The organism is Sphaerisporangium album (assembly GCF_003323745.1).
Lineage (GTDB): Bacteria > Actinomycetota > Actinomycetes > Streptosporangiales > Streptosporangiaceae > Sphaerisporangium > Sphaerisporangium album.
Window position 1 is genome coordinate 1,866 of record NZ_QOIL01000024.1, and the last position, 25,000, is coordinate 26,865.

The following is a 25,000-nucleotide window of genomic DNA, read 5'->3' on the forward strand; positions in this document are numbered from 1 at the left end:
CACGACGCGGAACTCGCCGAACGGCATGGTCCTGGACTGCATCCCGGTCATCCCGCCGGACCTGCGCCCGATGGTGCAGCTCGACGGTGGCCGGTTCGCGACCTCCGACCTCAACGACCTGTACCGCCGGGTCATCAACCGGAACAACCGCCTCAAGCGGCTTCTGGACCTCGGCGCGCCCGAGATCATCGTCAACAACGAGAAGCGGATGCTGCAGGAGGCCGTCGACGCGCTGTTCGACAACGGCCGCCGTGGCCGCCCGGTCACCGGGCCCGGCAACCGTCCGCTGAAGTCGCTGTCCGACATGCTCAAGGGCAAGCAGGGACGTTTCCGTCAGAACCTGCTCGGCAAGCGCGTCGACTACTCCGGCCGTTCGGTCATCGTCGTCGGCCCGCAGCTCAAGCTGCACCAGTGCGGCCTGCCCAAGCAGATGGCGCTGGAGCTGTTCAAGCCGTTCGTGATGAAGCGCCTGGTCGACCTGAACCACGCGCAGAACATCAAGTCGGCCAAGCGCATGGTCGAGCGCGCGCGCCCGGTCGTGTGGGACGTGCTCGAAGAGGTCATCACCGAGCACCCGGTGCTGCTCAACCGCGCGCCGACCCTGCACCGCCTGGGCATCCAGGCGTTCGAGCCGCAGCTCGTCGAGGGCAAGGCGATCCAGATCCACCCGCTCGTCTGCACGGCGTTCAACGCCGACTTCGACGGCGACCAGATGGCGGTCCACCTGCCGCTGTCGGCGGAGGCCCAGGCCGAGGCGCGCATCCTGATGCTCTCGACCAACAACATCCTCAAGCCGGCCGACGGCAAGCCCGTGACCATGCCCACCCAGGACATGATCATCGGTCTGTACTGGCTGACCACCCACCGGGAAGAGGCCGTGGGCGAGGGCCGGGTCTTCGGCTCGGTGGCCGAGGCCCTGATGGCCTTCGACCGGGGCGAGCTGGACATCCAGGCCAAGATCCAGGTCCGCATGAAGGACGTCCCGCCGCCGCGCGGCTGGCAGGCGCCCGAGGGCTGGGAGGCCGGCGAGACCTACCGCCTGGAGACCACGCTCGGCCGCGCCCTGTTCAACCAGACGCTGCCCGACAACTACCCCTTCGTGAACTCGCAGATCGGCAAGAAGCAGCTCTCGGCGATCGTCAACGAGCTGGCCGAGAAGTACCCGAAGGTCGAGGTCGCGGCGGCGCTGGACGCGCTGAAGGACGCGGGCTTCCACTGGGCGACCCGCTCCGGCGTCACGATCTCCATCGACGACGTCGTCGCGCCGCCGAACAAGGCCGCGATCATGGAGTCGTACGAGCGTCGGGCCGACAAGGTGCAGCGCGAGTACGAGCGCGGCCTGATCACCGACGAGGAGCGCCGCCAGGAGCTCATCGAGATCTGGACGCACGCCACGGCGGACGTCGAGACCGACATGGTGAACGCGTTCCCGGCGACGAACTCCGTCTGGATGATGGTCAACTCCGGCGCTCGCGGTAACAAGATGCAGGTCCGGCAGATCGCGGGCATCCGCGGCCTGGTGTCCAACACCAAGGGCGAGACGATCCCGCGTCCGATCAAGTCCTCCTTCCGCGAGGGCCTGTCGGTGCTGGAGTACTTCATCTCCACCCACGGACAGCGGAAGGGCCTCGCGGACACCGCCCTGCGTACCGCCGACTCGGGTTACCTGACCCGTCGTCTGGTGGACGTCGCGCAGGACGTCATCGTCCGCGAGATCGACTGCGGCACCGACCGCAGCGTCCCGCTGCACGTCGGCGAGCGCGACTCCGCCGGCACGCTGGTCAAGGCCGACAACGCCGAGAGCAACGTGCACGGCCGCATCCTCGCCGAGGACGTCGAGGTCGACGGCAAGATCGTCGCTTCGGCCGGTGTCGACATCAACGACCAGACCGTCACCGCGCTGGTCGACGCGGGCGTCGAGACGGTCCGGACGCGCAGCGCGCTCGTCTGCGAGGCCAAGATCGGCGTCTGCGCCACCTGCTACGGCCGCTCGCTGGCGACCGGCAAGCTGGTGGACGTCGGTGAGGCCGTCGGCATCATCGCGGCCCAGTCGATCGGCGAGCCCGGCACGCAGCTGACGATGCGTACCTTCCACACCGGTGGTGTGGCGGGCGCCGACATCACCCACGGTCTGCCCCGTGTCCAGGAGCTGTTCGAGGCGCGCGTCCCCAAGGGCGTCGCCCCGATCAGCGAGGCCGACGGCCGCATCCGGATCGACGAGACCGACAAGACCCGGAAGATCGTCATCACGCCGGACGACGGCTCGGAGGAGATCGCCTACCCGGTGTCGATGCGGTCGCGCCTGCTGGTCCAGGACGACTCGCGCGTCAAGGTCGGCCAGCAGCTCGTGGCCGGCGCGGTCAACCCCAACGAGGTGCTGCGCATCCTCGGCCCGCGGGCCGTGCAGCTCCACCTGGTGGCCGAGGTGCAGGAGGTCTACCGCTCGCAGGGTGTGTCGATCCACGACAAGCACATCGAGATCATCGTGCGGCAGATGCTCAAGCGCGTGAACGTGCTGGAGTCCGGTGACACCGACCTGCTGCCCGGCGAGCTCGTCGAGCGGCCGCGGTTCGAGGCGGTCAACCGCGAGGTCGTCGCCGAGGGCGGCACCCCCGCCTCCGGCCGTCCGGTGCTCATGGGCATCACCAAGGCGTCGCTGGCCACCGAGTCGTGGCTGTCGGCGGCGTCCTTCCAGGAGACCACCCGGGTGCTCACCGACGCGGCGATCCACGCCAAGTCGGACTCCCTGCTGGGCCTCAAGGAGAACGTCATCATCGGAAAGCTCATCCCGGCGGGTACGGGAATGTCCCAGTACCGCAACATCCGGGTCGAGCCCACCGAGGAGGCCAAGGCGGCGATGTACACCGTCGGCGGCTACGACGGCTCCGCGACCGACTACACCTTCGGCACGGGCAGCGGCGAGGCCGTCCCGCTGGAGGAGTACGACTTCGGTCAGTACAACCGCTGACGCCGCTGGCGTTCAGGGCGTACGAGGGGCGCCCGTCTCCCGGGGAGGGAGGCGGGCGCCCCTCGCGCTCCGCAGGGGTCCCCGCGAGCGGACGCCGTGACGGCCCCTGCCGCCCGGCGCGGCGGCCGGGGGAACGGGCCCGACGGCACGACACGGGAACGCCGGCGAGACCCGGAAATCGTCGAGAGAACCCCGCGAGTGCCGGTAAGCTTGTCGGGAGTCTCGACAGCGGCCGGAGGGAAACCGTCCGCGGGACCACGACACGACCCCGGGCCGCCCGACACGAGCGGTCAGGCGCAGCCGTTTTGACGTGTTGCGATGGGCTGGGTAGTCTTGCCCTTCGTGCCCGTGGCTTCATGGGCTCACATGCGTGTGCTCCGAGAGGTTCTCGTCATCGAGAACCGGCCGGACGCCGCATGATCTCTCCCACTGGTCCGGCCATCGCCGGGCGTACTGCGGCAAAGATCGCGACACGCCCGAACGCGTGGGTCGGAGCCGGAGGAAAAACAGCAGGTCATGACACCGGCAGAGCCTGCGAAACGCACGACTTTTCGAATCACCGGCCAAGCACGAACGGAGACGCGGTGCCCACGATTCAGCAGCTGGTCCGCAAGGGCCGCCAGGACAAGGTCAGTAAGACCAAGACACCGGCGCTCAAGGGGAGCCCCCAGCGGCGCGGCGTCTGCACGCGCGTATATACGACGACTCCCAAGAAGCCGAACTCGGCCCTCCGCAAGGTGGCGCGTGTCCGGCTGACCAACGGCATCGAGGTCACGGCCTACATCCCGGGTGTCGGCCACAACCTTCAGGAGCACTCCATCGTGCTCGTGCGTGGCGGTCGTGTGAAGGACCTGCCGGGTGTTCGCTACAAGATCATCCGCGGCTCGCTGGACACCCAGGGCGTCCGCAACCGCAAGCAGGCCCGCAGCCGTTACGGCGCGAAGAAGGAGAAGAGCTGACATGCCGCGCAAGGGTCCCGCTGGGCGTCGCCAGCTTGTCGCTGACCCGGTGTTCAATTCACCGCTGGTCACCGCGCTCATCAACAAGGTTCTTCTGAACGGCAAGCGGTCTCTCGCCCAGAAGATCGTGTACGACGCCCTGGAGGGCTGCAGGGACAAGTCGGGCAACGACCCGGTGGTCACCCTGAAGCGTGCCCTCGACAACGTCAAGCCCACCCTCGAAGTTCGCAGCCGCCGTGTCGGTGGCGCGACCTACCAGGTGCCGGTCGAGGTGCGCGCCGCGCGCAGCACCACGCTGGCGCTGCGCTGGCTGGTGCAGTACTCCCGCGCCCGCCGCGAGAAGACCATGACCGAGCGGCTGATGAACGAGCTGCTCGACGCGAGCAACGGCCTCGGAGCCAGCGTGAAGCGGCGCGAGGACACGCACAAGATGGCCGAGTCCAACAAGGCCTTCGCCCACTACCGCTGGTAATCCCGGCGGCGACGACGAGACGACGAGGACGCGAGAGAAGTGGCCACATCGACCGCTCTTGACCTGGCCAAGGTCCGCAACATCGGGATCATGGCCCATATCGACGCGGGCAAGACCACCACGACCGAGCGCATCCTGTTCTACACCGGTATCAACTACAAGATCGGTGAAGTCCACGAGGGCGCTGCCACGATGGACTGGATGGAGCAGGAGCAGGAGCGCGGCATCACCATCACCTCCGCCGCGACCACCTGTGTTTGGCTTGACCACACGATCAACATCATCGACACCCCTGGCCACGTCGACTTCACCGTCGAGGTCGAGCGTTCGCTCCGTGTTCTCGACGGTGCCGTGGCCGTGTTCGACGCCGTCGCCGGCGTCGAGCCCCAGTCGGAGACGGTGTGGCGTCAGGCCGACCGCTATGGCGTTCCGCGCATCTGCTTCGTCAACAAGATGGACCGCGTCGGCGCCGAGTTCCACCGCTGTGTGGACATGATCGTGTCGCGCCTTGGCGCGACCCCGCTGGTCATCCAGCTTCCCTGGGGCGTCGAGGCCGACTTCAAGGGCATCATCGACCTGGTGAAGATGAAGGGCCTGCTCTGGAGCGCCGAGGCGGCCAAGGGCGAGATGTACGACACCGTCGACATCCCGGCCGACCACGCCGAGGTCGCCCGCGAGTGGCGCGACAAGCTCATCGAGACCGTCGCCGAGAACGACGACGAGCTCATGGAGCTCTACCTGGAGGGCGTCGAGCCCACCGAGGAGCAGCTCGTCGCCGCCATCCGCCGCGCCACGCTCTCGAGCGCGCTCAACCCGGTCCTGTGCGGCACCGCGTTCAAGAACAAGGGCGTCCAGCCCCTGCTCGACGCGATCGTGGCCTACCTCCCGGCCCCGACCGACATCCCCGCACTCCAGGGGCACGCGGTCGGGAACGAGGAGCAGGTCATCGAGCGCCACGCGGACCCGAACGAGCCGTTCTCCGCTCTGGCCTTCAAGATCATGAGCGACCAGCACCTGGGCAAGCTCACCTTCATCCGGATCTACTCCGGCACGCTCGAGACGGGCACCTCCGTGGTGAACTCCGTCAAGGGCAAGAAGGAGCGCATCGGCAAGATCTACCAGATGCACGCCAACAAGCGCGAGGAGCGCCCGTCGGCCATCGCCGGTCAGATCGTCGCCGTCATGGGCCTGAAGGACACCACCACCGGTGACACCCTCAGCGACCCCGCGCACCAGGTCGTCCTGGAGTCGATGAACTTCCCGGCGCCGGTCATCAACGTCGCGATCGAGCCCAAGACCAAGGGTGACCAGGAGAAGCTCGGCACCGCGATCCAGCGCCTGGCCGAGGAGGACCCCTCCTTCCAGGTCCGCCGGGACGAGGAGACCGGGCAGACGGTCATCTGGGGCATGGGTGAGCTCCACCTGGAGATCCTCGTCGACCGCATGCGCCGCGAGTTCAAGGTCGAGGCCAACGTCGGCCGGCCGCAGGTCGCCTACCGCGAGACCATCCGCCGCAAGGTGGAGAAGGTCGAGTACACGCACAAGAAGCAGACCGGTGGTTCCGGCCAGTTCGCGCGCGTGATCATCGACCTGGAGCCGCTGGGCGAGGGCAACGACGGCTACGAGTTCGCCAACAAGGTCAGCGGTGGCCGCATCCCCCGGGAGTACATCCCCTCGGTGGACGCGGGCGCGCAGGAGGCCGCCGAGTTCGGCGTGCTGGCCGGCTACCCGATGGTGGGCGTCAAGGTCACCCTGCAGGACGGTGCCTACCACGAGGTCGACTCGTCCGAAATGGCTTTCAAGATCGCCGGTTCGATGGCCTTCAAGGAGGCCGCGCGCCGTGCGGACGCCGTAATCCTGGAGCCGATGATGGCCGTCGAGGTCACCACGCCCGAGGACTACATGGGTGACGTCATCGGTGACCTCAACGGCCGCCGCGGGCAGATCCAGGCGATGGAAGACCGGACCGGGGCGAAGGTCATCAACGCCCTGGTTCCGCTGTCAGAGATGTTCGGCTACGTGGGCGACCTGCGAAGCAAGACCCAGGGCCGGGCGGTCTACAGCATGCAGTTCAGCTCCTACGCGGAGGTGCCCCCGGGCATCGCCAAGGAGATCGTCGCGAAGGCTCGGGGCGAATAGTTCCGACGCCCTTCAGGCCGGGGCGGCGAGATGATCGCCGCCCGCGGGCCGAGGGGCTCGGGGCGAAGGTCCCAGACCCCGACCGACTCGGGTGGCGAGTGATCGCCGCCCGGGGATCGGGCTCCGAGCCCGAGTGAGTAGCAAGTCACGTCAGAATCTCTAAGGAGACAGAGCAGTGGCCAAGGCCAAGTTCGAGCGGACCAAGCCGCACGTGAACATCGGCACCATTGGGCACATCGACCACGGCAAGACCACTCTGACCGCGGCGATCACCAAGGTGCTTCACGACCGTTTCCCTCACCTCAATGAGGCGACCCCGTTCGACAAGATCGACAAGGCGCCGGAGGAGAAGGCCCGCGGCATCACCATCTCCATCGCCCACGTCGAGTACCAGACCGAGAAGCGTCACTACGCTCACGTGGACTGCCCCGGTCACGCCGACTACGTCAAGAACATGATCACCGGTGCCGCCCAGATGGACGGCGCGATCCTCGTGGTCGCCGCCACCGACGGCCCGATGCCGCAGACCAAGGAGCACGTCCTCCTGGCCCGCCAGGTCGGCGTTCCCTACATCGTCGTCGCCCTGAACAAGGCCGACATGGTCGACGATGAGGAGATCCTGGAGCTCGTCGAGCTCGAGGTTCGCGAGCTGCTCTCCGCCCAGGAGTTCCCGGGCGACGACCTGCCGGTCGTGCGCGTCTCGGCGCTGAAGGCGCTCGAGGGCGACGAGAAGTGGGGCGACTCGATCATCGAGCTCATGAACGCCGTGGACGAGAACGTCCCCGAGCCCGTTCGTGACACCGAGAAGCCGTTCCTCATGCCGATCGAGGACGTGTTCTCGATCACCGGCCGCGGCACCGTCGTGACCGGCCGTATCGAGCGCGGCATCGTCAAGGTCAACGAGACCGTCGACATCATCGGCATCAAGGACAAGAGCACCACGACCACCGTCACCGGTGTCGAGATGTTCCGCAAGCTCCTTGACGAGGGCCGGGCCGGTGACAACGTCGGCCTGCTCCTGCGCGGTATCAAGCGCGAGGATGTCGAGCGCGGCCAGTGCATCATCAAGCCGGGCACGACCACCCCGCACACCGAGTTCGAGGCTCAGGTCTACATCCTGTCCAAGGACGAGGGCGGCCGGCACACGCCGTTCTTCAACAACTACCGCCCGCAGTTCTACTTCCGTACCACGGACGTGACGGGCGTCGTGACCCTGCCCGAGGGCACCGAGATGGTCATGCCCGGTGACAACACCGAGATGACCGTCCAGCTCATCCAGCCCATCGCGATGGAGGACGGTCTCAAGTTCGCCATCCGCGAGGGTGGCCGCACCGTCGGTGCGGGCCGCGTCACCAAGATCATCAAGTAGTACGACCGCCGCACCACGACGGGGCCAGAGCATCGGCCCCCGAGCCCCGGCGAGGGCTCCGAGCCCGGCCAGGCCCGTGATCTCGCAGCCGTCTCGGTCCCAGGACCGAGTCGACTGCAAGATCACGGAAGAATGAGGCGGGTCAGGGGCGCCCATCCCGGGACACCTGACAGCGGCACAAGGCCGCACGAAACTTTTGCAGGACGACAGCGAAGGACACCGAGGCCACTATGGCGGGACAGAAGATCCGCATCCGGCTTAAGGCCTATGACCACGAGGTCATCGACAGCTCGGCCAAGAAGATCGTCGAGACGGTGACGCGGACTGGCGCGAAGGTCGCGGGCCCGGTGCCGTTGCCGACCGAGAAGAACGTGTACTGCGTCATCCGCTCGCCGCACAAGTACAAGGACAGCCGTGAGCACTTCGAAATGCGCACGCACAAGCGGCTGATTGACATCATCGATCCGACGCCGAAGACGGTCGACTCGCTCATGCGTCTCGACCTCCCGGCCGGCGTCGACATCTCGATCAAGCTCTGAGGGAACGCACTGACATGGCTAAGCAGATCAAGGGCGTCCTGGGCAAGAAGCTCGGCATGACCCAGGTCTTCGACGAGGGCAACCGGATGGTCCCGGTGACCGTCGTCGAGGCCGGTCCGTGCGTGGTGACCCGCGTCCGCAGTGAGGAAAAGGACGGCTACTCCGCTGTTCAGCTCGGCTACGGGCAGGTCGACCCGCGCAAGGTCAACAAGCCCCTGGGTGACTACCTGCGCAAGCACGACATCACCCCGCGCCGCTACTTCGTCGAGGTCCGCACCAGCGACGCCTCCGACTACACCCTCGGCCAGGAGGTCCTGGCCGACGCGTTCGAGGCCGGCCAGTTCGTGGACGTCACGGGCAAGAGCAAGGGCAAGGGCTTCGCGGGTGTCATGAAGCGTCACGGCTTCAAGGGCCTGGGCGCCTCGCACGGCACCCAGCGCAAGCACCGCTCGCCCGGCTCCATCGGTGGCTGCGCCACCCCGGGCCGCGTCTTCAAGGGCCTGCGCATGGCGGGCCGCATGGGCAACACCCGCACCACGGTCCAGAACCTCAAGGTTCACGCCGTCGACGCCGAGAAGGGCCTGATCCTGCTGAAGGGCGCCGTCCCCGGTGCCAACGGCAGCCTGGTCCTCATTCGCACCGCCGCCAAGAAGGGGGCTGCCAAGTGAGCACGACCATTGACGTCCTCGACGCGGCCGGCGCGAAGACCGGCAGCGTCGACCTGCCCGAGGACATCTTCGGGGCCAAGGTCAACATCCCGCTGATCCACCAGGTCGTCGTCGCCCAGCTGGCCGCTCGCCGGCAGGGCACCCACAAGACGAAGACCCGCGGCGAGGTCAGCGGTGGCGGCAAGAAGCCGTACCGGCAGAAGGGCACCGGCCGCGCCCGTCAGGGCTCGACCCGCGCGCCGCAGTTCGCCGGCGGTGGCACCGTCCACGGCCCGCAGCCGCGCGACTACTCGCAGCGGACGCCGAAGAAGATGAAGGCCGCGGCGCTTCGCGGAGCCCTCAGCGACCGCGCGGTCGGTGGCCGGGTTCACATCGTCGACGGCCTGGTCACGGGGGAGACCCCGAAGACCAAGGCGGCGCTGGACGCCCTGCGCAACATCACCAAGGCTCGCAGCGTCCTCGTCGTCGTCGACGAGGGTGACGAGCTCACCTGGCTGAGCCTGCGCAACGCCCCGGAGGTCCACCTCCTGGACGCCGGCCAGCTCAACACCTATGACGTGCTCTGCTACGACGACCTGGTCTTCACCCGTGAGGCCTACGACCAGATCGTGGCGCGGCTGGGCAGCAGCGGGAAGGAAGACGCCTGATGCAGAAGATCGCCGACCCGCGCGACATCATCATCAAGCCGATCGTCTCCGAGAAGAGCTACGGCCTGATCGATGAGCACAACAAGTACACGTTCCTGGTGCGCAAGACGGCCAACAAGACCCAGGTCAAGATCGCGATCGAGCAGATCTTCGGCGTCAAGGTCACGAGCGTGAACACGATCAACAGGCAGGGCAAGCGCAAGCGCACGAGGTTCGGCTTCGGCCAGCGCCCCAGCACCAAGCGGGCGATCGTGAGCCTGGTGGAAGGCGACCGGATCGACATCTTCGGTCAGATCGGCTGATCACCACCGCATTGCCACGCAACACCGACGAGGGATGAACGAAAAAGATGGGCATCCGTAAATACAAGCCGACGACTCCGGGCCGTCGCGGCGCGAGCGTCTCGGACTTCGCCGAGATCACGCGCAGCACGCCGGAGAAGTCGCTGCTTGCTCCCCTGCACAGCAAGGGTGGCCGTAACGTCCACGGCCGTGTGACCGCGCGTCACCAGGGTGGCGGGCACAAGCGCGCCTACCGGATCATCGACTTCCGGCGCCACGACAAGGACGGCGTCCCGGCGAAGGTCGCTCACATCGAGTACGACCCGAACCGCACATCGCGCATCGCGCTCCTGCACTACGCGGACGGCGAGAAGCGCTACATCCTCGCTCCCACGGGCATCAAGCAGGGCGACCGCATCGAGAACGGCCCCGCGGCCGACATCAAGCCGGGCAACTGCCTGCCGCTGCGCAACATCCCGACCGGTACCTTCATCCACGCCGTGGAGCTGAAGCCCGGTGGCGGCGCGAAGCTCGGCCGGTCCGCCGGCGCGCAGATCCAGCTGCTGGCCAAGGAGGGGCAGTACGCCACGCTGCGTATGCCCTCCGGCGAAATGCGCCAGGTGGACGTGCGCTGCCGCGCCTCGGTCGGCCAGGTCGGCAACGCCGAGCAGGCCAACATCAGCATCGGCAAGGCCGGTCGTAACCGTTGGAAGGGCAAGCGCCCGACCGTCCGCGGTGTCGCCATGAACCCGGTCGACCACCCGCACGGTGGTGGTGAGGGCAAGACCTCCGGCGGTCGCCACCCGGTGAACCCCAAGGGCAAGCCCGAGGGCCGTACCCGTCAGGCCAACAAGGCCAGCGACCGACTGATCATCCGTCGGCGGAGCAAGAGGAAGAAGCGGTAGGAGCAGCCTAAATGCCACGTAGCCTTAAGAAGGGTCCTTTCGTTGACGACCACCTGATGAAGAAGGTGGACACGCAGAACGAAAAGGGCACCAAGAACGTCATCAAGACGTGGTCGCGGCGCTCCATGATCGTGCCCGACATGCTCGGCCACACGATCGCCGTCCACGACGGGCGCAAGCACGTCCCGGTCTTCGTCACCGAGTCGATGATCGGCCACAAGCTGGGCGAGTTCGCGCCGACGCGGACCGTCCGCAGCCACGTCAAGGAAGACCGGCGTAGCCGGCGGTAAGCGCCTTTCAGAAACGAGGAGTAAGCGATGGAAGCCAGGGCTCAGGCGCGGTTCGTCCGCGTCACGCCCCAGAAGGCCCGCCGTGTGGTGGACCTCATTCGCGGGCTGCCCGCTTCGGAGGCGCAGGCCGTGCTGCAGTTCGCCCCTCAGGCGGCGAGCGAGCCGATCTACAAGGTGCTGTCGAGCGCGATGGCGAACGCCGAGCACAACTTCAAGCTCGAGCGCGACACGCTGATCGTGAGCCGCGCGTGGGTTGACGAGGGCCCGACGCTGAAGCGGTTCCGCCCCCGTGCCCAGGGCCGTGCCTATCGGATCAACAAGCGGACGAGTCACATCACCGTGATCGTCGAGTCCCGGCCTGAGCGCCAGGACAAGCCGAAGGGAAGGACCCGCTAGTGGGCCAGAAGGTTAACCCGCACGGGTTCCGACTCGGCATCACGACCGACTTCAAGAGCCGGTGGTACGCCGACAAGCTGTACAAGTCGTACGTCGCCGAGGACGTGTCGATCCGCCGCATGCTGCAGAAGGGCATGGAGCGCGCCGGCATCTCCAAGGTCGAGATCGAGCGCACCACCGACCGCGTCCAGGTCGACATCCACACCGCCCGGCCGGGCATCGTCATCGGCCGCCGCGGCGCCGAGGCGGACCGCATCCGTGGCGACCTCGAGAAGCTGACCAAGAAGCAGGTTCAGCTGAACATCCTCGAGGTCAAGAACCCCGAGGTCGACGCCCAGCTCGTCGCCCAGGGCGTGGCCGAGCAGCTCTCCAGCCGGGTCTCCTTCCGGCGGGCGATGCGCAAGGCCATGCAGTCGGCGATGAAGAGCGGCGCCAAGGGCATCCGTGTCCAGTGCTCCGGCCGTCTCGGCGGCGCCGAGATGTCGCGCTCGGAGTTCTACCGCGAGGGCCGCGTGCCGCTGCACACCCTCCGCGCGGACATCGACTACGGCTTCTACGAGGCCCGCACCACCTTCGGCCGCATCGGCGTGAAGGTGTGGATCTACAAGGGCGAGGCCCCGACCAGCCGCGCCGAGCGCGAGGCGGCCGCGGCCGGTGCGCGCGCGGGCGGCCAGCGTCGTGACCGCACGGACCGGCCGCAGCGCGGCCGTGGCGGCGCGGGCGGCGGCGGCGGTCGTGGCGGACGTGACGGCGGCGCGCCTCGTGGCGGCGGTCGTGGCGGAGCCAGTGGAGCCAAGACCGAGAACACCGCGCCCGCCGGGGCGCCCGAGACCGGCCCGGCGGAGCAGCCGGGTGCTGAAGGGAGCTGACCATGCTGATCCCGCGCAGGGTCAAGCACCGTAAGCAGCACCGGCCCGACCGCAGCGGAGCCGCCAAGGGCGGCACCAGGGTCGTGTTCGGCGAGTACGGCATCCAGGCGCTTGAGCACCACTACGTGACCAACCGCCAGATCGAGGCCGCTCGTATCGCCATGACCCGGCACATCCGCCGTGGCGGCAAGGTGTGGATCAACATCTACCCGGACCGCCCTCTGACCAAGAAGCCGGCCGAGACCCGCATGGGTTCCGGTAAGGGTTCGCCGGAGTGGTGGATCGCCAACGTCAAGCCCGGCCGCGTCATGTTCGAGCTTTCCGGCGTCACTGAGCCGGTCGCCCGCGAGGCCCTGCGCCGCGCGATGCACAAGCTCCCAATGAAGTGCCGGTTCGTCAAGCGTGAAGTGGGTGAGGCGTGATGGCTAAGGGCCTGACCGCCGGTGAGCTGCGGACTTCGGACCAGGATGAGCTGGTCCAGAAGCTGAAGGAAGCCAAGGAGGAGCTGTTCAACCTCCGCTTCCAGGCGGCGACCGGTCAGTTGGAGAGCCATGGGCGGCTCCGTGCCGTCCGCCGCGAGATCGCCCGTATCTACACCGTGATGCGCGAGCGGGAGCTCGGCATCATCACGGTCGAGAAGGAGCCGAGCGATGGCTGAGACAACTGAGACCACCGAGACCGCCCAGGCGCGGAACTACCGCAAGACCCGCGAGGGTCTGGTCGTCAGCGACAAGATGGACAAGACCGTCGTCGTCGCCGTCGAGGACCGCGTCAAGCACCCGCTGTACGGCAAGGTCATCCGCCGTACGACCAAGTACAAGGCTCACGACGAGCAGAACTCCTGCGGCGTCGGCGACCGCGTCCTCCTGATGGAGACCCGGCCGCTGTCCGCCACCAAGCGGTGGCGGGTCGTGGAGATCCTCGAGCGGGCCAAGTAAGTCGCCGTGCGGGAGGCCCCCCGGAAGGGGGTCTCCCGTGTGGCGTCCCCCCTCGGAGCCGGCAGGGCCGTCGCCGGGGGTGTAAAGACCGAATCTAGTTCCGCCAGGCTCAGAGAATGAGAACCGGCGTGACACACGGGAGTTGACGTGATCCAGCAGGAGTCGCGGCTCAAGGTCGCCGACAACACGGGTGCCAAGGAGCTTTTGTGCATCCGCGTGCTCGGTGGCTCGGGTCGGCGCTACGCGGGTATCGGCGACATCATCGTCGCGACGGTGAAGGACGCCCTTCCCGCCGCGGGTGTCAAAAAGGGTGATGTGGTCAAGGCTGTCGTGGTGCGCACCAGTAAGGAGCGCCGCCGCCCCGACGGCTCCTACATCCGCTTCGACGAGAACGCCGCGGTCATCATCAAGGACAGCGGTGACCCTCGGGGCACGCGTATCTTCGGTCCGGTGGGTCGCGAGCTGCGCGAGAAGAAGTTCATGCGCATCATCTCGCTCGCGCCGGAGGTGTTGTAGATGCCGAAGCTGCATGTGAAGAAGGGTGACCTCGTCCAGGTCATCGCCGGTAAGGACAAGGGTGCCAAGGGCCGCGTTATCCGCGCGATCCCGCGCGAGGACCGCGTGGTGGTCGAGGGCGTGAACCTGATCAAGAAGCACTCCAAGGTCACCCACCAGGGACCGCGCGGCGCCAAGGAAGGCGGCGTGCAGACCCTGGAGGCCCCCATCCACGTGAGCAACGTCAAGAAGCTCAAGGATGAGGCCAAGAAGGACGAGGCGAAGAAGGACGACAAGCCCGCGAAGAAGGCCGCCGAGGCCGACGAATCGGGTGAGGACAACTGATGACCGCCACCACAACCGAGACCGAGCGCGTCGCGCCCCGCCTCAAGCAGCGGTACCGCGAGGAGATCGCCGACAAGCTGCGTGAGCAGTTCGGCATCGAGAACGTCATGCAGATCCCCAGGCTCACCAAGATCAAGGTGAACATGGGTGTCGGCGAGGCGGCCAGGGACTCCAAGCTCATCGAGGGCGCGGTTCGCGACCTCACGGCCATCACCGGCCAGAAGCCGGCGGTCGCCCACGCCCGCAAGTCCATCGCGCAGTTCAAGCTGCGCGAGGGCATGCCGATCGGCGCGCACGTCACGCTGCGCGGCGACCGCATGTGGGAGTTCCTCGACCGGCTGCTGTCCCTCGCGCTTCCGCGTATCCGGGACTTCCGCGGCCTCTCGCCCAAGCAGTTCGACGGCAACGGGAACTACACCTTCGGGCTGACCGAGCAGGTCATGTTCCACGAGGTGGACCCCGACAGGGTCGACCGCCAGCGGGGCATGGACATCACGGTCGTGACCACGGCCCCGAACGACGACCAGGGCCGGGCGCTGCTCAAGCTTCTCGGCTTTCCTTTCAAGGAAGCGTAGGCAGTCACGATGACTGTGGATCGCAAGAGGGAGGCCTGATGGCCAAGAAGTCTCTGATCGCCAAGGCCGAGCGCAAGCCGAAGTTCGGTGTCCGCGCGTACACTCGTTGTTCGCGCTGTGGCCGGCCCCGCGCCGTCTACCGCAAGTTCGGCCTCTGCCGCGTGTGCTTCCGTGAGATGGCGCACCGGGGCGAGCTGCCCGGCATCACCAAGTCGAGCTGGTAGCCCGCGTGCGGGCCTCCTCCTGGGGGCCCGCGCCGTACCGGCTCATTTCAAAGTCATATCAACCGGGCGCCGATCGAGGCGCCCACGACCACACCGTAGGTCCCTGCCGGGAAACCGCGGTGAGGAGGGCCACCGGCCATGACGATGACCGACCCGATCGCAGACATGTTGACACGTCTGCGTAACGCGAACTCGGCATACCACGACACCGTGGCCATGCCGTACTCGAAGATCAAGGCGCACATCGCCGAGATCCTCCAGCAGGAGGGCTACATCCAGTCCTGGGCCGTCGAGGACGCCAAGGTTGGAAAGAACCTCGTGGTGGAGCTCAAGTTCGGGCCCACGCGTGAACGGTCAATCGCGGGCCTGCGCCGGGTTTCCAAGCCCGGTCTGCGGGTCTATGCAAAGAAGGACAACCTGCCTCGGGTCCTGGGCGGTCTCGGCGTCGCGATCATCTCGACGTCCGGTGGCCTCATGACCGACAAGCAGGCCGGCAAGCGTGGTGTGGGCGGGGAAGTCCTCGCCTACGTTTGGTAACGAGGGGAGGAACCCAGCATGTCGCGAATTGGACGGCTGCCCATCCCCGTACCGAATGGTGTTGACATCACCATCGACGGCCGGGATGTCACGGTCAAGGGGCCGAAGGGCACGCTCTCGCACACGATCGCCGAGCCGATCGACGTCGCCCGTGGGGATGACGGCAACATCACCGTCACCCGCCCGAACGACGAGAACAAGGTACGCGCGCTCCACGGGCTGTCCCGCACGCTGATCTCCAACATGGTGGACGGCGTGACCAAGGGGTACAGCAAGACGCTGGAAATCGTCGGCGTCGGTTACCGCGTCCAGGCCAAGGGGCCGACGCAGTTGGAGTTCTCACTGGGCTTCAGCCACCCGGTGGTCGTCGACGCCCCCGAGGGCGTCTCCTTCCGCGTCGACCGGCCGACCCTGTTCCACGTGGACGGCATCGACAAGCAGAAGGTCGGCGAGGTCGCCGCGAACATCCGCAAGCTGCGCAAGCCCGACCCCTACAAGGGCAAGGGCGTGCGGTACCAGGGCGAAGTCATCCGCCGCAAGGTCGGAAAGGCTGGTAAGTAGTCATGGCCTTCACCAAGGTTGCCAAGCACACGGCCGCCCGGGCGCTGTCGCGCTCGCGCCGTCACCGTCGCGTCCGCAAGAAGGTCGTCGGCTCTCTGGCCCGTCCGCGCCTGGTCATCAACCGTTCCGCGCGCCACATCTTCGTCCAGATCGTGGACGACACCGCCGGCCACACGCTGGCGAGCGCCTCCACTCTGGACGCCTCGCTGCGCACGGCCGAGGGTACCAAGACGGACAAGGCGAAGAAGGTCGGCGAGCTCGTCGCTCAGCGGGCCAAGGCCGCCGGGATCACCGCTGTCGTGTTCGACCGCGGTGGCAACCGCTACGCGGGCCGCATCGCGGCCCTCGCGGACAGCGCCCGAGAAGGCGGGCTGGAGTTCTGATGTCTCCGGCCAGGATCGCAATCAAGAGCAACGAGGAGAGGAACCACTGATGGCTGCAGCTCCGCGTCGCGGTGCCGGCGGCGGTGGTGAGCGGCGTGACCGTCGCGACGATCGCCGCGGCGGCGCTGCCGAGAAGGGCGTCTCGTACATCGAGCGCGTCGTAAAGATCAACCGGGTCGCCAAGGTCGTCAAGGGCGGCCGGCGCTTCAGCTTCACCGCCCTGGTCGTCGTCGGTGACGGCAACGGCCTGGTCGGCGTCGGGTACGGCAAGGCCAAGGAGGTGCCCGCGGCGATCGCCAAGGGCGTCGAGGAGGCCAAGAAGCACTTCTTCAAGGTGCCGCGCATCCAGGGCACCATCCCGCACACCGTGCAGGGGGAGGACGCCGCGGGCGTCGTCCTGCTGCGCCCGGCCTCGCCCGGTACCGGTGTCATCGCGGGTGGCCCCGTGCGCGCCGTCCTGGAGTGCGCCGGCATCCACGACGTGCTGTCCAAGTCGCTCGGCTCGGACAACCCGATCAACATCGTCCACGCCACCGTCGCGGCGCTGAAGGGCCTCAGCAGGCCCGAGGAGATCGCCGCGCGTCGTGGGCTGCCGATCGAGCACGTCGCCCCGGTGCGCATGCTCAAGGCCCGTGCAGAGGGCATCGCCGAGGCCGCGGCCGCGGCGAAGGCGGTGAGCTAGCCGATGGCTCGTCTGAAGATCACCCAGGTCCGGTCCAAGATCGGTGGCAAGCAGAACCAGCGTGACTCTTTGCGCTCGCTGGGCCTGAAGCGAATCGGCGACGTCGTCGTCAAGGAGGACCGCCCGGAGATCCGGGGCATGGTCGCCGTGGTGACGCACCTCGTCGAGGTGGAAGAGGTCGACTAGTCATGGCTAACGCTGAGAACACCGGCGGCGGCACGCCGCTGCGCGTCCACCACCTGCGTCCGGCTCCCGGCGCCAACAAGGCCAAGATCCGCAAGGGTCGCGGCGAGGCGTCCAAGGGCAAGACCGCCGGTCGTGGCACCAAGGGCACCAAGTCCCGTACGACGGTGCCCTACGGCTTCGAAGGCGGCCAGGTCCCGCTCCAGCGGCGCCTGCCCAAGCGGAAGGGCTTCTCCAACGCCCTGTTCAAGACGACCTACCAGGTCGTCAACCTGGACAGGCTCGGCGAGCTCTTCCCCGAGGGCGGCGACGTCTCCGTGGAGACGCTGGTCGAGCGCGGTGCCGTCCGCAAGAACCAGCCGGTCAAGATCCTCGGAACCGGTGAGATCTCGGTGGCGTTGAACCTGCGTGCGCATGCGTTCTCCGCCTCCGCGAAGGAGAAGATCGCTGCGGCCGGTGGCTCCGTCACCGAGCTGTAGTAGGCAGGCAATACGAGGCGCGGGGGCTCATAGAGAGCCGCCGCGCCCGTAGTGCGTTAGAGTGCGCTGGACAAACGGTGTCCAGGGCTCGTTGATCAGAGATGTGCCGATGGATCACCTGCAGACCTTCGCTGACCGATACCGCCTTTCAGGCGCGCAGGAGGGACCGTGCTGACCGCGATTACCCGGGCGTTCCGTACGCCCGACCTGCGCAACAAGCTTCTCTTCACGCTGGGCATCATCGTGTTGTTCCGGCTCGGGTCGGTCCTGCCGACGCCGGGCGTCAACACGATCAACGTGCAGCAGTGTCTGAAGGAAGCGCAGGCCGGAGACGCCGCCAACATCTACGGAATGGTGCAGCTCTTCAGCGGCGGCGCGCTGCTGAAACTTTCAGTCTTCGCGCTGGGCATCATGCCGTACATCACCTCCAGCATCATCCTCCAGCTGCTGACGGTGGTGATCCCCCGGCTCGAGGCGCTGAAGAAGGAAGGCCAGGCCGGTACCACCAAGATCACGCAGTACACGCGTTACCTCACCATCGGCCTCGCGGTCCTGCAGTCGACCGCCTTCGTCGCGCTGGCGCGCACCGGGCAGCTCTTCCCGAACTGCCGTCAGCCGCTCCTGGTCAACAACGACGTCTTCACCATCGTCACGATGGTGGTCGTGATGACGGCGGGCACCTCCGTGATCATGTGGCTGGGCGAGCTCGTCACCGACCGGGGTGTCGGCAACGGCATGTCCATCCTGATCTTCACTCAGGTCATCGCGGTCTTCCCGTCCGAGCTGCTGAACATCTTCCGCCAGAACGCCTTCACCTTCGTCGTGGTGATGGTCGTCGGAGTGTTCATGATCGCGGCGGTCGTGTTCGTCGAGCAGGCCCAGCGCCGCATCCCGGTGCAGTACGCCAAGCGCATGGTGGGCCGGCGCATGTACGGCGGGACCTCGACCTACATCCCCCTGAAGGTGAACCAGGCCGGCATCATCCCGGTCATCTTCGCCTCCTCGCTGCTCTACCTTCCGCAGCTCGTGGTGTCGCTGTTCGGGAACAGCTCGGAGCCGAACGCCGTGGTCCAGTGGCTCGCGCAGAATTTCGTGCGCGGCGACCACCCGGTCTACATGCTCACGTTCTTCGTGCTGATCATCTTCTTCACCTACTTCTACGTGTCCATCACCTTCAACCCCGTTGAAGTGGCCGACAACATGAAGAAGTACGGTGGATTCATCCCGGGCATCCGCCCGGGACGGCCGACCGCTGAGTACCTGAGCTACGTGCTCACGCGGCTGACCGCTCCCGGCTCGCTGTACCTGGGCCTGATCTCCATGGTGCCGATCATCGCGCTGGCAGTGGCAGGAGCGAGCCAGAACTTCCCGTTCGGAGGCACGAGCATTCTGATCATGGTTGGTGTTGGGCTGGACACCGTGAAGCAGATCGAGAGCCAGCTACAGCAGCGGAACTACGAGGGCTTCCTCAAGTAGTGCGCGTCGTCCTGGTCGGGCCCCCCGGAGCGGGCAAGGGGACACAGGCCCAGTTCATCGCATCGAACCTGTCCATCCCGAAGATCTCGACAGGGGACATCTTCCGTGCCAACGTGTCGGGCGGCACGGAACTCGGCAAGCTTGCCAAGGAGTACATGGACCGTGGCGACCTCGTACCCGACGAGGTGACCGTCGCCATGGTCCGCGACCGCCTTTCGGAGCCGGACGCGCAGGAGGGCTTCCTGCTGGACGGTTTCCCGCGCAACGTGCCACAGGCCCAGATCCTCAACAAGATGCTGGCCGAGTTCGGCACCTCGCTCGACGTCGTGCTGGAGCTCGTGGTCGACGACGAGGAGGTCGTGCGGCGCCTGGCCGGGCGGCGCACGTGCCGGTCCTGCGGCAAGGTGTGGCACGTGGTGTTCGACCCTCCCGGCAACGAGGGGGTCTGCGACGCGTGCGGCGGCGAGCTGTTCCAGCGGGACGACGACCGGGAAGAGACCATCCGCCACCGGCTGGAGGTCTATCAGGACCAGACCGCCCCGCTGATCAGGTTCTACGCCGACGAGGGCATCCTGCGCGGCGTGGACGCCACCGGGCCGGTCGAGGAGATCACGCAGCGCGCGATGTCGGAGCTGCGTCGCTTCGCGGAATGACGTAATACAGCCGAATACATCCCATTCGGTGCCAACGCCACTTCTGGGGGCTTTCTCCAGGGGTGGCGTTCGGCATGTTGGGGGACAATCGGGGGAATCGTGCCGCCGCACCGGCCGTTGAATCACCCCAGGGGGTGCCAGTAAGTGTTCAAGAAGAACAAGCACGGAATCCAGATCAAGACGCCGGAGCAGGTGGAGAAGATGCGGGCCGCCGGCCTCGTCGTCGGGCGGACGCTCGAACTCCTGCGTGAATCCGTGCGACCCGGGATCACGCCGCTCGACCTCGACGCGATCGCCGAAAAGGCCATCCGCGGCGAGGGGGCGATCCCGTCCTTCAAGGGGTACCAGGGCTTTCCCGCCACCATCTGCGCGTCGGTCAACGACGAGGTGGTCCACGGCATCCCGACCGCCCGGCGCGCGCTGCGCGAGGGCGACATCATCTCCATCGACTGCGGGGCGATCCTGGACGGGTGGCACGGCGACTCGGCGATCACCGTGGGCGTCGGCGAGGTCGACCCGTCGCTCACCGAGCTGATGCGGGTCACCGAAGAGGCCATGTGGCGCGGTGTCGCCGCCTTGACCGTGGGTCGGCACCTTTCCGACATCGGGCACGAGGTAGAGCGTTACGTTCGATCTCAGGGCCGCTACGGCATCCCTCAGGAGTACGGCGGTCACGGCATCGGCACCGAGATGCACATGGACCCGTGGGTCGCCAACCACGGCCGGCCCGGCAAGGGCCCGCGCTTCGAGCCGGGCATGTGCTTCGCGGTCGAGCCGATGCTCAACCTCGGCACCGACCGCACCCGCGTGCTCGACGACGACTGGACCGTCGTGACGATCGACGGAAAGGCTTCCGCGCACTTCGAGCACAGCGTCGCCGTCACCGATAATGGTCCTTGGGTGCTTACCGCCCTCGACGGGGGGAAGGCACGGCTCAGCGAACTGCTGGGCGGGCAGGCTGTGACCGGTGGAGAGACGGGGCGTTGAGCTCCCTTGACCCGCCGGGCGGCGGCCCCGTGGCGGACGTCAGCGCGGAAGTTGAGGGATCGATGGCGGCGACACCGGAGATGAGGGCGTCCGACGGCGACAGGGACCGGGTCGCGGCCGCGCTCCGTGAGCACTGCGCCCAGGGGCGGCTCACCATGGAGGAGTTCCAGGAGCGCCTGGAGCTCGTCTACCAAGGAAGAACCTATGGTGACCTGCAGAAGGTGACGGCCGACCTGCCGGACATCGACCTGAAGGCACGACCCGTCCCCGCGCCCTCTCCAGGCAAAGGTGTCGAGCCGTCCGACGCCCAGAAGGGGCTCAAGGCCGCGTGGGCGAGCTGGGCCGGGGCGGTGGCGGTGTGCACGGTCATCTGGGCGATGTCCGACTTCGGCGGCTACTACTGGCCGATGTGGGTCGCCGGCCCCTGGGGCGCGATCCTGCTGGTCAGCACCATATTCGGCGCCGGTCCGAAGAATCGCGACCGCGGACGCTGATATCCGCTTCTGTGCCGTAGTGCACGTTCGGCCCTGAGTGTGTATTCCTACGCGGAACGCCGGGCCCGATCTTCCTAACGTGAGCGATGTCCGGAACGAGCGGCACCGAGAAGGCTCGTCCGGCACGGGGAACCCGTCCTCGTCCCGAGGACGGCTCGCAATCAGGAGGAACACCGTGCGAAAGATTCGCAACCTGGTCGTCGGCACCGCCCTCGCCGGCTCGCTGGCCGCAGGTCTCGCCGCCCCCGGGACCGCCGCCCAGGCCGCCACCGGCGACGCGAGCACCACCGCGGGCGTCACGGCCACCGCGCAGGCGCAGCGTCTTGGCGGAAGCTTCGGCCCGATCTACTCGGGCTTCGGTCGCGGCGAGGACCGGGGGCACCGCTCCTACGTCAAGGGCTTCTGGGGCGTCAAGGGCGGCCGGGACTACGTCGACTTCGACCTGTTCGACCGTGACCGCGACCGCCAGTACAGCTGGGCCGACTTCTACTACCACGACGACGAGGGCTGGCACTTCTACAAGCGCTACAAGACCTTCGGTCACTACCACACCCGCCTGTTCTTCAACGACAGCGACATCGACGGGTTCCGCTTCCGGGTCGGCGAGGGCTCCACGAGCGACTACGACTGGAGCGGCTGGAAGAACTACGGCTTCTGAGCCCTGGGCGGTGACGTGAGGCCTCGGGCCCCAGCGAGGAGGACCTGAGAAGGGGGACGGCGAGCGGGCGCTCCAGGGGGCGCCCGCTCTTCTCGTGTTCACGGGCATTGGACACAGCCTTTACCACTCATGGCAGTTTCCCGGTTTGTTGGCGGGTAGGTGATCTTTAGCGGACAACGGGGGTTACCGCCGAGATGGAGGAGCGCTGTGACCGTCCGCCCGCGCATTGGACACGTGATCGCCGCCGCCGACGGCTCTGACGTGTCCACCCGTGAGCACGCGCCCACTCAGGCCGGGTATCGGCGGTACCGGCGGCCGGGTGGGCGCGTCCGCGCGCGGGTCAGCCCATCCCGTCAACAGGCAGGTCTGAGGTAGAGTGATGGGCGGTTGTGTCCGGACAAGCGCCAGGCGTTTCGCAATTCCTCGCCGGTTGTCGTACACTCCTTTGTCGGCTCACTATGACCATTTGCGCGTCCGGCGGTCCATCCGCCGCTCTCTCACGCGCTCGCGGTCGCGGCTGCGTAGTGTGCCGAAACCTCAGACGACCGATCAGTGAAACGCGAGGGACATGGCCAAGAAGGACGGCGCCATCGAGATCGAGGGCACTGTGGTTGAGTCGCTACCGAACGCGATGTTCCGGGTGCAACTCGACAACGGCCATAAGGTCCTGGCCCACATCAGCGGACGGATGCGGATGCACTACATCCGGATCCTCCCCGACGACAGGGTCGTCGTAGAACTGAGCCCTTACGACCTCAGTCGTGGGCGGATCGTCTACCGATACAAGTAACCCTCCTACCCGGCGGCGAGGTGGGGCCGGCCGATCGTGCGCGCACGGTCGGGCGACTCGGCCGACGGTGCCGGCGGGCGGGCCGTCTGAGGAAACGACAAGGACTATGAAGGTCAAGCCGAGCGTCAAGAAGATCTGCGACAAGTGCAAGGTGATCCGCCGGCACGGTCGCGTCATGGTGATCTGCGAGAACCTGCGCCACAAGCAGCGCCAGGGCTGATCGCGTCCCGGTGAGGCCCGCCCGGTGCGGGCCTTCGGGTGACAACTGAATACGACGTAATCGCGCATCACACCCGCGCAGGCGGCGCACGCCGAACCACGCGGGAGACCCCCGGTCGGAGGCCGGGGCCCTCACCCCGGGCATGGGGAGGGGTAGTGAGGCGCAGGACCTCCGCCACATCGAAGGAGAATGCCCGACCATGGCTCGCCTGGTTGGCGTCGACCTCCCCCGCGACAAGCGGCTGGAGATCGCTCTCACCTACATTTACGGAATCGGCCGCAGCCGCGCTCTCGAAGTGCTGCAGGCCACGGGGATCAACGGGGACCTTCGCGTCCACCAGCTCTCCGACACCGAGCTGGTGCCGCTGCGTGACTACATCGAGGCCACCTTCAAGATCGAAGGTGACCTGCGCCGTGAGGTCCAGGCCGACATCCGCCGCAAGATCGAGATCGGCTGCTACCAGGGCATCCGCCACCGCCGCGGTCTCCCCGTGCACGGTCAGCGTACGCAGACCAACGCGCGCACCCGCAAGGGCAAGAAGAAGACCGTGGCCGGCAAGAAGAAGCCCGGCAAGAAGTAGTCCGCGACGGAGGCGCCCGGCAGGGCCCGGCGGCCCGCCCCGCGCCCCCGTACACGCAGCAGGACCGATTACCTCAGGAGATAGCGCTACATGCCGCCGAAGAGCCGCCAAGGCGCACCCAAGAAGGTGCGTCGCAAGGAAAAGAAGAACGTCGCTCATGGGCACGCCCACATCAAGAGCACGTTCAACAACACGATCGTCTCGATCACCGACCCGAGTGGGAACGTGATCTCCTGGGCCAGCGCCGGCCACGTCGGGTTCAAGGGCTCCCGCAAGTCCACCCCGTTCGCCGCGCAGATGGCCGCCGAGAACGCCGCCCGCCGCGCCATGGAGCACGGCATGCGCAAGGTCGACGTCTTCGTGAAGGGCCCCGGGTCCGGTCGCGAGACCGCCATCCGGTCGCTCCAGGCCACCGGCCTGGAGGTGGGGTCCATCCAGGATGTGACCCCGGTTCCCCACAACGGTTGCCGTCCGCCCAAGCGCCGCCGCGTCTGAGGCCCAGGAGAGACAGAGAAATGGCTCGTTACACCGGAGCGGACTGCAAGCTCTGCCGCCGTGAGAAGACCAAGCTCTTCCTCAAGGGCGCCAAGTGTGAGTCCCCCAAGTGCCCCATCGAGATCCGTCCTTACCCGCCGGGTGAGCACGGCCGCGGCCGTCCCAAGGAGTCGGAGTACCAGCTCCAGCTTCGTGAGAAGCAGAAGACGCGCCGCATCTACGGCATCCTCGAGAAGCAGTTCCGCAACTACTACGAGGAAGCCAACCGCAAGACCGGTAAGACCGGCGAGAACCTCCTCCAGATCCTGGAGAGCCGCCTGGACAACGTCGTCTTCCGCGCCGGCCTCGCCGTCTCGCGCGACGCCGCCCGCCAGCAGGTCCGTCACGGACATATCCTGGTGAACGGCAAGAAGGTCGACATTCCGTCCTACCGTGTGCGGGAGCACGACATCATCGAGGTCCGCGAGAAGTCGCGGAACCTCATGCCCTACGAGGTGGCCCGCGCCACCGTCGGCGACAGGACCGTCCCGGCGTGGCTCGGTGTCGTGCCGGACAAGCTGCGCGTCCTCGTGCACCAGCTCCCGGTCCGCCAGCAGATCGACACGCAGGTCCAGGAGCAGCTGATCGTCGAGCTCTACTCCAAGTAAGAGCTCGCAGGCCGTCCGAAGGGCGTGTCTCCTCCGATCCGGAGGCGGCACGCCCTGGGTGGTTGGAAGAACCGTCGCGGTGGTCAAATAGCGGGC

At 67.2% G+C, this 25,000-nt stretch carries 36 protein-coding genes; all 36 read left to right on the plus strand.

Going from position 1 to position 25,000, the window contains the following annotated elements:
- Positions 1-2,968 (plus strand): DNA-directed RNA polymerase subunit beta' (rpoC, locus tag DQ384_RS32585; protein WP_245966940.1); only part of this gene is annotated, 2,968 nt, incomplete at its 5' end.
- 584 nt (positions 2,969-3,552) lie between these two features.
- Positions 3,553-3,927, plus strand: coding sequence for a 30S ribosomal protein S12 (gene rpsL / locus DQ384_RS32590; protein WP_061253213.1), 375 nt, complete (start codon positions 3,553-3,555; stop codon positions 3,925-3,927).
- Position 3,928: 1 nt separating this feature from the next.
- A complete protein-coding gene (gene rpsG / locus DQ384_RS32595; protein ID WP_114032727.1) occupies positions 3,929-4,399 on the plus strand; it encodes a 30S ribosomal protein S7 in 471 nt (156 codons plus the stop codon).
- Between the two features lie 90 nt (positions 4,400-4,489).
- Entirely contained in the window at positions 4,490-6,538 is a 2,049-nt protein-coding gene (gene fusA / locus DQ384_RS32600; protein ID WP_245966950.1) for an elongation factor G, read from the plus strand.
- Positions 6,539-6,713: 175 nt separating this feature from the next.
- The gene (gene tuf / locus DQ384_RS32605; RefSeq protein WP_114032729.1) at positions 6,714-7,907 is read left to right on the plus strand and encodes an elongation factor Tu; all 1,194 of its coding nucleotides are present in this window, start codon (positions 6,714-6,716) and stop codon (positions 7,905-7,907) included.
- A 230-nt stretch (positions 7,908-8,137) separates the two neighbouring features.
- Positions 8,138-8,446 (plus strand): 30S ribosomal protein S10, encoded by a 309-nt coding sequence (rpsJ, locus tag DQ384_RS32610; RefSeq protein WP_012887830.1) that lies wholly within the window; start codon positions 8,138-8,140, stop codon positions 8,444-8,446.
- A gap of 14 nt (positions 8,447-8,460) precedes the next feature.
- Positions 8,461-9,114, plus strand: a complete 654-nt coding sequence (gene rplC, locus DQ384_RS32615) for a 50S ribosomal protein L3 (protein ID WP_114032730.1) — start codon at positions 8,461-8,463, stop codon at positions 9,112-9,114.
- Entirely contained in the window at positions 9,111-9,761 is a 651-nt protein-coding gene (gene rplD, locus DQ384_RS32620; protein ID WP_114032731.1) for a 50S ribosomal protein L4, read from the plus strand. Before rplC ends, rplD begins: the two co-directional genes overlap by 4 nt.
- Positions 9,761-10,063, plus strand: a complete 303-nt coding sequence (gene rplW / locus DQ384_RS32625; RefSeq protein WP_114032732.1) for a 50S ribosomal protein L23 — start codon at positions 9,761-9,763, stop codon at positions 10,061-10,063. Before rplD ends, rplW begins: the two co-directional genes overlap by 1 nt.
- A gap of 47 nt (positions 10,064-10,110) precedes the next feature.
- Positions 10,111-10,947 (plus strand): 50S ribosomal protein L2, encoded by an 837-nt coding sequence (rplB, locus tag DQ384_RS32630; RefSeq protein ID WP_114032733.1) that lies wholly within the window; start codon positions 10,111-10,113, stop codon positions 10,945-10,947.
- A gap of 11 nt (positions 10,948-10,958) precedes the next feature.
- A complete protein-coding gene (gene rpsS, locus DQ384_RS32635) occupies positions 10,959-11,237 on the plus strand; it encodes a 30S ribosomal protein S19 (RefSeq protein ID WP_114032734.1) in 279 nt (92 codons plus the stop codon).
- A 27-nt stretch (positions 11,238-11,264) separates the two neighbouring features.
- Entirely contained in the window at positions 11,265-11,633 is a 369-nt protein-coding gene (gene rplV, locus DQ384_RS32640; RefSeq protein ID WP_114032735.1) for a 50S ribosomal protein L22, read from the plus strand.
- Positions 11,633-12,502, plus strand: a complete 870-nt coding sequence (rpsC, locus tag DQ384_RS32645) for a 30S ribosomal protein S3 (protein ID WP_114032736.1) — start codon at positions 11,633-11,635, stop codon at positions 12,500-12,502. The genes rplV and rpsC overlap by 1 nt, the downstream gene beginning before the upstream one ends.
- A 2-nt stretch (positions 12,503-12,504) precedes the next feature.
- A complete protein-coding gene (gene rplP / locus DQ384_RS32650) occupies positions 12,505-12,924 on the plus strand; it encodes a 50S ribosomal protein L16 (RefSeq protein WP_114032737.1) in 420 nt (139 codons plus the stop codon).
- On the plus strand, positions 12,924-13,160 hold the full coding sequence (gene rpmC / locus DQ384_RS32655) for a 50S ribosomal protein L29 (RefSeq protein ID WP_114032840.1): 237 nt from the start codon (positions 12,924-12,926) through the stop codon (positions 13,158-13,160). The genes rplP and rpmC overlap by 1 nt, the downstream gene beginning before the upstream one ends.
- Positions 13,153-13,440 carry a 30S ribosomal protein S17 gene (gene rpsQ / locus DQ384_RS32660; RefSeq protein WP_114032738.1) on the plus strand — a complete coding sequence of 96 codons (288 nt, stop codon included), beginning with the start codon at positions 13,153-13,155 and terminating at the stop codon, positions 13,438-13,440. Before rpmC ends, rpsQ begins: the two co-directional genes overlap by 8 nt.
- Before the next feature lie 147 nt (positions 13,441-13,587).
- Positions 13,588-13,956, plus strand: coding sequence for a 50S ribosomal protein L14 (gene rplN, locus DQ384_RS32665; RefSeq protein ID WP_114032739.1), 369 nt, complete (start codon positions 13,588-13,590; stop codon positions 13,954-13,956).
- A gap of 9 nt (positions 13,957-13,965) precedes the next feature.
- Complete coding sequence (rplX, locus tag DQ384_RS32670; RefSeq protein WP_220183269.1) at positions 13,966-14,280, plus strand: 50S ribosomal protein L24; 315 nt, start codon at positions 13,966-13,968, stop codon at positions 14,278-14,280.
- Entirely contained in the window at positions 14,280-14,855 is a 576-nt protein-coding gene (gene rplE, locus DQ384_RS32675) for a 50S ribosomal protein L5 (protein ID WP_114032741.1), read from the plus strand. Before rplX ends, rplE begins: the two co-directional genes overlap by 1 nt.
- A gap of 38 nt (positions 14,856-14,893) precedes the next feature.
- Positions 14,894-15,079 (plus strand): type Z 30S ribosomal protein S14, encoded by a 186-nt coding sequence (locus DQ384_RS32680; RefSeq protein ID WP_114032742.1) that lies wholly within the window; start codon positions 14,894-14,896, stop codon positions 15,077-15,079.
- 138 nt (positions 15,080-15,217) lie between these two features.
- On the plus strand, positions 15,218-15,616 hold the full coding sequence (rpsH, locus tag DQ384_RS32685; RefSeq protein WP_114032743.1) for a 30S ribosomal protein S8: 399 nt from the start codon (positions 15,218-15,220) through the stop codon (positions 15,614-15,616).
- 18 nt (positions 15,617-15,634) lie between these two features.
- Positions 15,635-16,177, plus strand: coding sequence for a 50S ribosomal protein L6 (gene rplF, locus DQ384_RS32690; RefSeq protein ID WP_114032744.1), 543 nt, complete (start codon positions 15,635-15,637; stop codon positions 16,175-16,177).
- 2 nt (positions 16,178-16,179) lie between these two features.
- Positions 16,180-16,560 carry a 50S ribosomal protein L18 gene (rplR, locus tag DQ384_RS32695; RefSeq protein WP_114032745.1) on the plus strand — a complete coding sequence of 127 codons (381 nt, stop codon included), beginning with the start codon at positions 16,180-16,182 and terminating at the stop codon, positions 16,558-16,560.
- A gap of 49 nt (positions 16,561-16,609) precedes the next feature.
- Entirely contained in the window at positions 16,610-17,242 is a 633-nt protein-coding gene (gene rpsE / locus DQ384_RS32700) for a 30S ribosomal protein S5 (protein ID WP_114032746.1), read from the plus strand.
- Positions 17,243-17,245: 3 nt separating this feature from the next.
- Positions 17,246-17,428, plus strand: coding sequence for a 50S ribosomal protein L30 (rpmD, locus tag DQ384_RS32705; RefSeq protein ID WP_020542293.1), 183 nt, complete (start codon positions 17,246-17,248; stop codon positions 17,426-17,428).
- Between the two features lie 2 nt (positions 17,429-17,430).
- Positions 17,431-17,904 (plus strand): 50S ribosomal protein L15, encoded by a 474-nt coding sequence (rplO, locus tag DQ384_RS32710; protein ID WP_114032747.1) that lies wholly within the window; start codon positions 17,431-17,433, stop codon positions 17,902-17,904.
- Between the two features lie 168 nt (positions 17,905-18,072).
- Positions 18,073-19,380 (plus strand): preprotein translocase subunit SecY, encoded by a 1,308-nt coding sequence (gene secY, locus DQ384_RS32715; RefSeq protein ID WP_114032748.1) that lies wholly within the window; start codon positions 18,073-18,075, stop codon positions 19,378-19,380.
- Positions 19,380-20,033, plus strand: coding sequence for an adenylate kinase (locus DQ384_RS32720; protein WP_114032749.1), 654 nt, complete (start codon positions 19,380-19,382; stop codon positions 20,031-20,033). Before secY ends, DQ384_RS32720 begins: the two co-directional genes overlap by 1 nt.
- Before the next feature lie 144 nt (positions 20,034-20,177).
- The gene (gene map / locus DQ384_RS32725) at positions 20,178-21,020 is read left to right on the plus strand and encodes a type I methionyl aminopeptidase (RefSeq protein WP_114032750.1); all 843 of its coding nucleotides are present in this window, start codon (positions 20,178-20,180) and stop codon (positions 21,018-21,020) included.
- 62 nt (positions 21,021-21,082) lie between these two features.
- Positions 21,083-21,514, plus strand: a complete 432-nt coding sequence (locus DQ384_RS32730) for a DUF1707 SHOCT-like domain-containing protein (RefSeq protein ID WP_114032751.1) — start codon at positions 21,083-21,085, stop codon at positions 21,512-21,514.
- Positions 21,515-21,689: 175 nt separating this feature from the next.
- Positions 21,690-22,172 carry a hypothetical protein gene (locus DQ384_RS32735; protein WP_114032752.1) on the plus strand — a complete coding sequence of 161 codons (483 nt, stop codon included), beginning with the start codon at positions 21,690-21,692 and terminating at the stop codon, positions 22,170-22,172.
- Positions 22,173-22,740: 568 nt separating this feature from the next.
- Positions 22,741-22,962, plus strand: a complete 222-nt coding sequence (infA, locus tag DQ384_RS32740) for a translation initiation factor IF-1 (protein WP_012887858.1) — start codon at positions 22,741-22,743, stop codon at positions 22,960-22,962.
- A 106-nt stretch (positions 22,963-23,068) separates the two neighbouring features.
- Entirely contained in the window at positions 23,069-23,182 is a 114-nt protein-coding gene (rpmJ, locus tag DQ384_RS32745) for a 50S ribosomal protein L36 (RefSeq protein ID WP_009740505.1), read from the plus strand.
- Positions 23,183-23,381: 199 nt separating this feature from the next.
- Positions 23,382-23,762 (plus strand): 30S ribosomal protein S13, encoded by a 381-nt coding sequence (rpsM, locus tag DQ384_RS32750; protein WP_114032753.1) that lies wholly within the window; start codon positions 23,382-23,384, stop codon positions 23,760-23,762.
- A gap of 90 nt (positions 23,763-23,852) precedes the next feature.
- Positions 23,853-24,257: a 30S ribosomal protein S11 gene (rpsK, locus tag DQ384_RS32755; protein WP_012887860.1), complete on the plus strand. Its 405-nt coding sequence runs from the start codon at positions 23,853-23,855 to the stop codon at positions 24,255-24,257.
- Between the two features lie 20 nt (positions 24,258-24,277).
- On the plus strand, positions 24,278-24,904 hold the full coding sequence (gene rpsD / locus DQ384_RS32760) for a 30S ribosomal protein S4 (protein WP_114032754.1): 627 nt from the start codon (positions 24,278-24,280) through the stop codon (positions 24,902-24,904).
- Positions 24,905-25,000 lie beyond the last annotated feature (96 nt).

Coding starts and splice junctions, on each gene's coding strand:
- rpsG (WP_114032727.1), top strand. CDS start 3,929: ATGCCGCGCAAGGGTCCCGCTGGGCGTCGCCAGCTTGTCGCTGACCCG.
- fusA (WP_245966950.1), top strand. CDS start 4,490: ATGGCCCATATCGACGCGGGCAAGACCACCACGACCGAGCGCATCCTG.
- rpsJ (WP_012887830.1), top strand. CDS start 8,138: ATGGCGGGACAGAAGATCCGCATCCGGCTTAAGGCCTATGACCACGAG.
- rplC (WP_114032730.1), top strand. CDS start 8,461: ATGGCTAAGCAGATCAAGGGCGTCCTGGGCAAGAAGCTCGGCATGACC.
- rplW (WP_114032732.1), top strand. CDS start 9,761: ATGCAGAAGATCGCCGACCCGCGCGACATCATCATCAAGCCGATCGTC.
- rplB (WP_114032733.1), top strand. CDS start 10,111: ATGGGCATCCGTAAATACAAGCCGACGACTCCGGGCCGTCGCGGCGCG.
- rpsS (WP_114032734.1), top strand. CDS start 10,959: ATGCCACGTAGCCTTAAGAAGGGTCCTTTCGTTGACGACCACCTGATG.
- rplV (WP_114032735.1), top strand. CDS start 11,265: ATGGAAGCCAGGGCTCAGGCGCGGTTCGTCCGCGTCACGCCCCAGAAG.
- rplP (WP_114032737.1), top strand. CDS start 12,505: ATGCTGATCCCGCGCAGGGTCAAGCACCGTAAGCAGCACCGGCCCGAC.
- rpmC (WP_114032840.1), top strand. CDS start 12,924: ATGGCTAAGGGCCTGACCGCCGGTGAGCTGCGGACTTCGGACCAGGAT.
- rpsQ (WP_114032738.1), top strand. CDS start 13,153: ATGGCTGAGACAACTGAGACCACCGAGACCGCCCAGGCGCGGAACTAC.
- rplE (WP_114032741.1), top strand. CDS start 14,280: ATGACCGCCACCACAACCGAGACCGAGCGCGTCGCGCCCCGCCTCAAG.
- DQ384_RS32680 (WP_114032742.1), top strand. CDS start 14,894: ATGGCCAAGAAGTCTCTGATCGCCAAGGCCGAGCGCAAGCCGAAGTTC.
- rpsH (WP_114032743.1), top strand. CDS start 15,218: ATGACGATGACCGACCCGATCGCAGACATGTTGACACGTCTGCGTAAC.
- rplF (WP_114032744.1), top strand. CDS start 15,635: ATGTCGCGAATTGGACGGCTGCCCATCCCCGTACCGAATGGTGTTGAC.
- rplR (WP_114032745.1), top strand. CDS start 16,180: ATGGCCTTCACCAAGGTTGCCAAGCACACGGCCGCCCGGGCGCTGTCG.
- rpsE (WP_114032746.1), top strand. CDS start 16,610: ATGGCTGCAGCTCCGCGTCGCGGTGCCGGCGGCGGTGGTGAGCGGCGT.
- rpmD (WP_020542293.1), top strand. CDS start 17,246: ATGGCTCGTCTGAAGATCACCCAGGTCCGGTCCAAGATCGGTGGCAAG.
- rplO (WP_114032747.1), top strand. CDS start 17,431: ATGGCTAACGCTGAGAACACCGGCGGCGGCACGCCGCTGCGCGTCCAC.
- DQ384_RS32730 (WP_114032751.1), top strand. CDS start 21,083: ATGGCGGCGACACCGGAGATGAGGGCGTCCGACGGCGACAGGGACCGG.
- infA (WP_012887858.1), top strand. CDS start 22,741: ATGGCCAAGAAGGACGGCGCCATCGAGATCGAGGGCACTGTGGTTGAG.
- rpmJ (WP_009740505.1), top strand. CDS start 23,069: ATGAAGGTCAAGCCGAGCGTCAAGAAGATCTGCGACAAGTGCAAGGTG.
- rpsM (WP_114032753.1), top strand. CDS start 23,382: ATGGCTCGCCTGGTTGGCGTCGACCTCCCCCGCGACAAGCGGCTGGAG.
- rpsK (WP_012887860.1), top strand. CDS start 23,853: ATGCCGCCGAAGAGCCGCCAAGGCGCACCCAAGAAGGTGCGTCGCAAG.
- rpsD (WP_114032754.1), top strand. CDS start 24,278: ATGGCTCGTTACACCGGAGCGGACTGCAAGCTCTGCCGCCGTGAGAAG.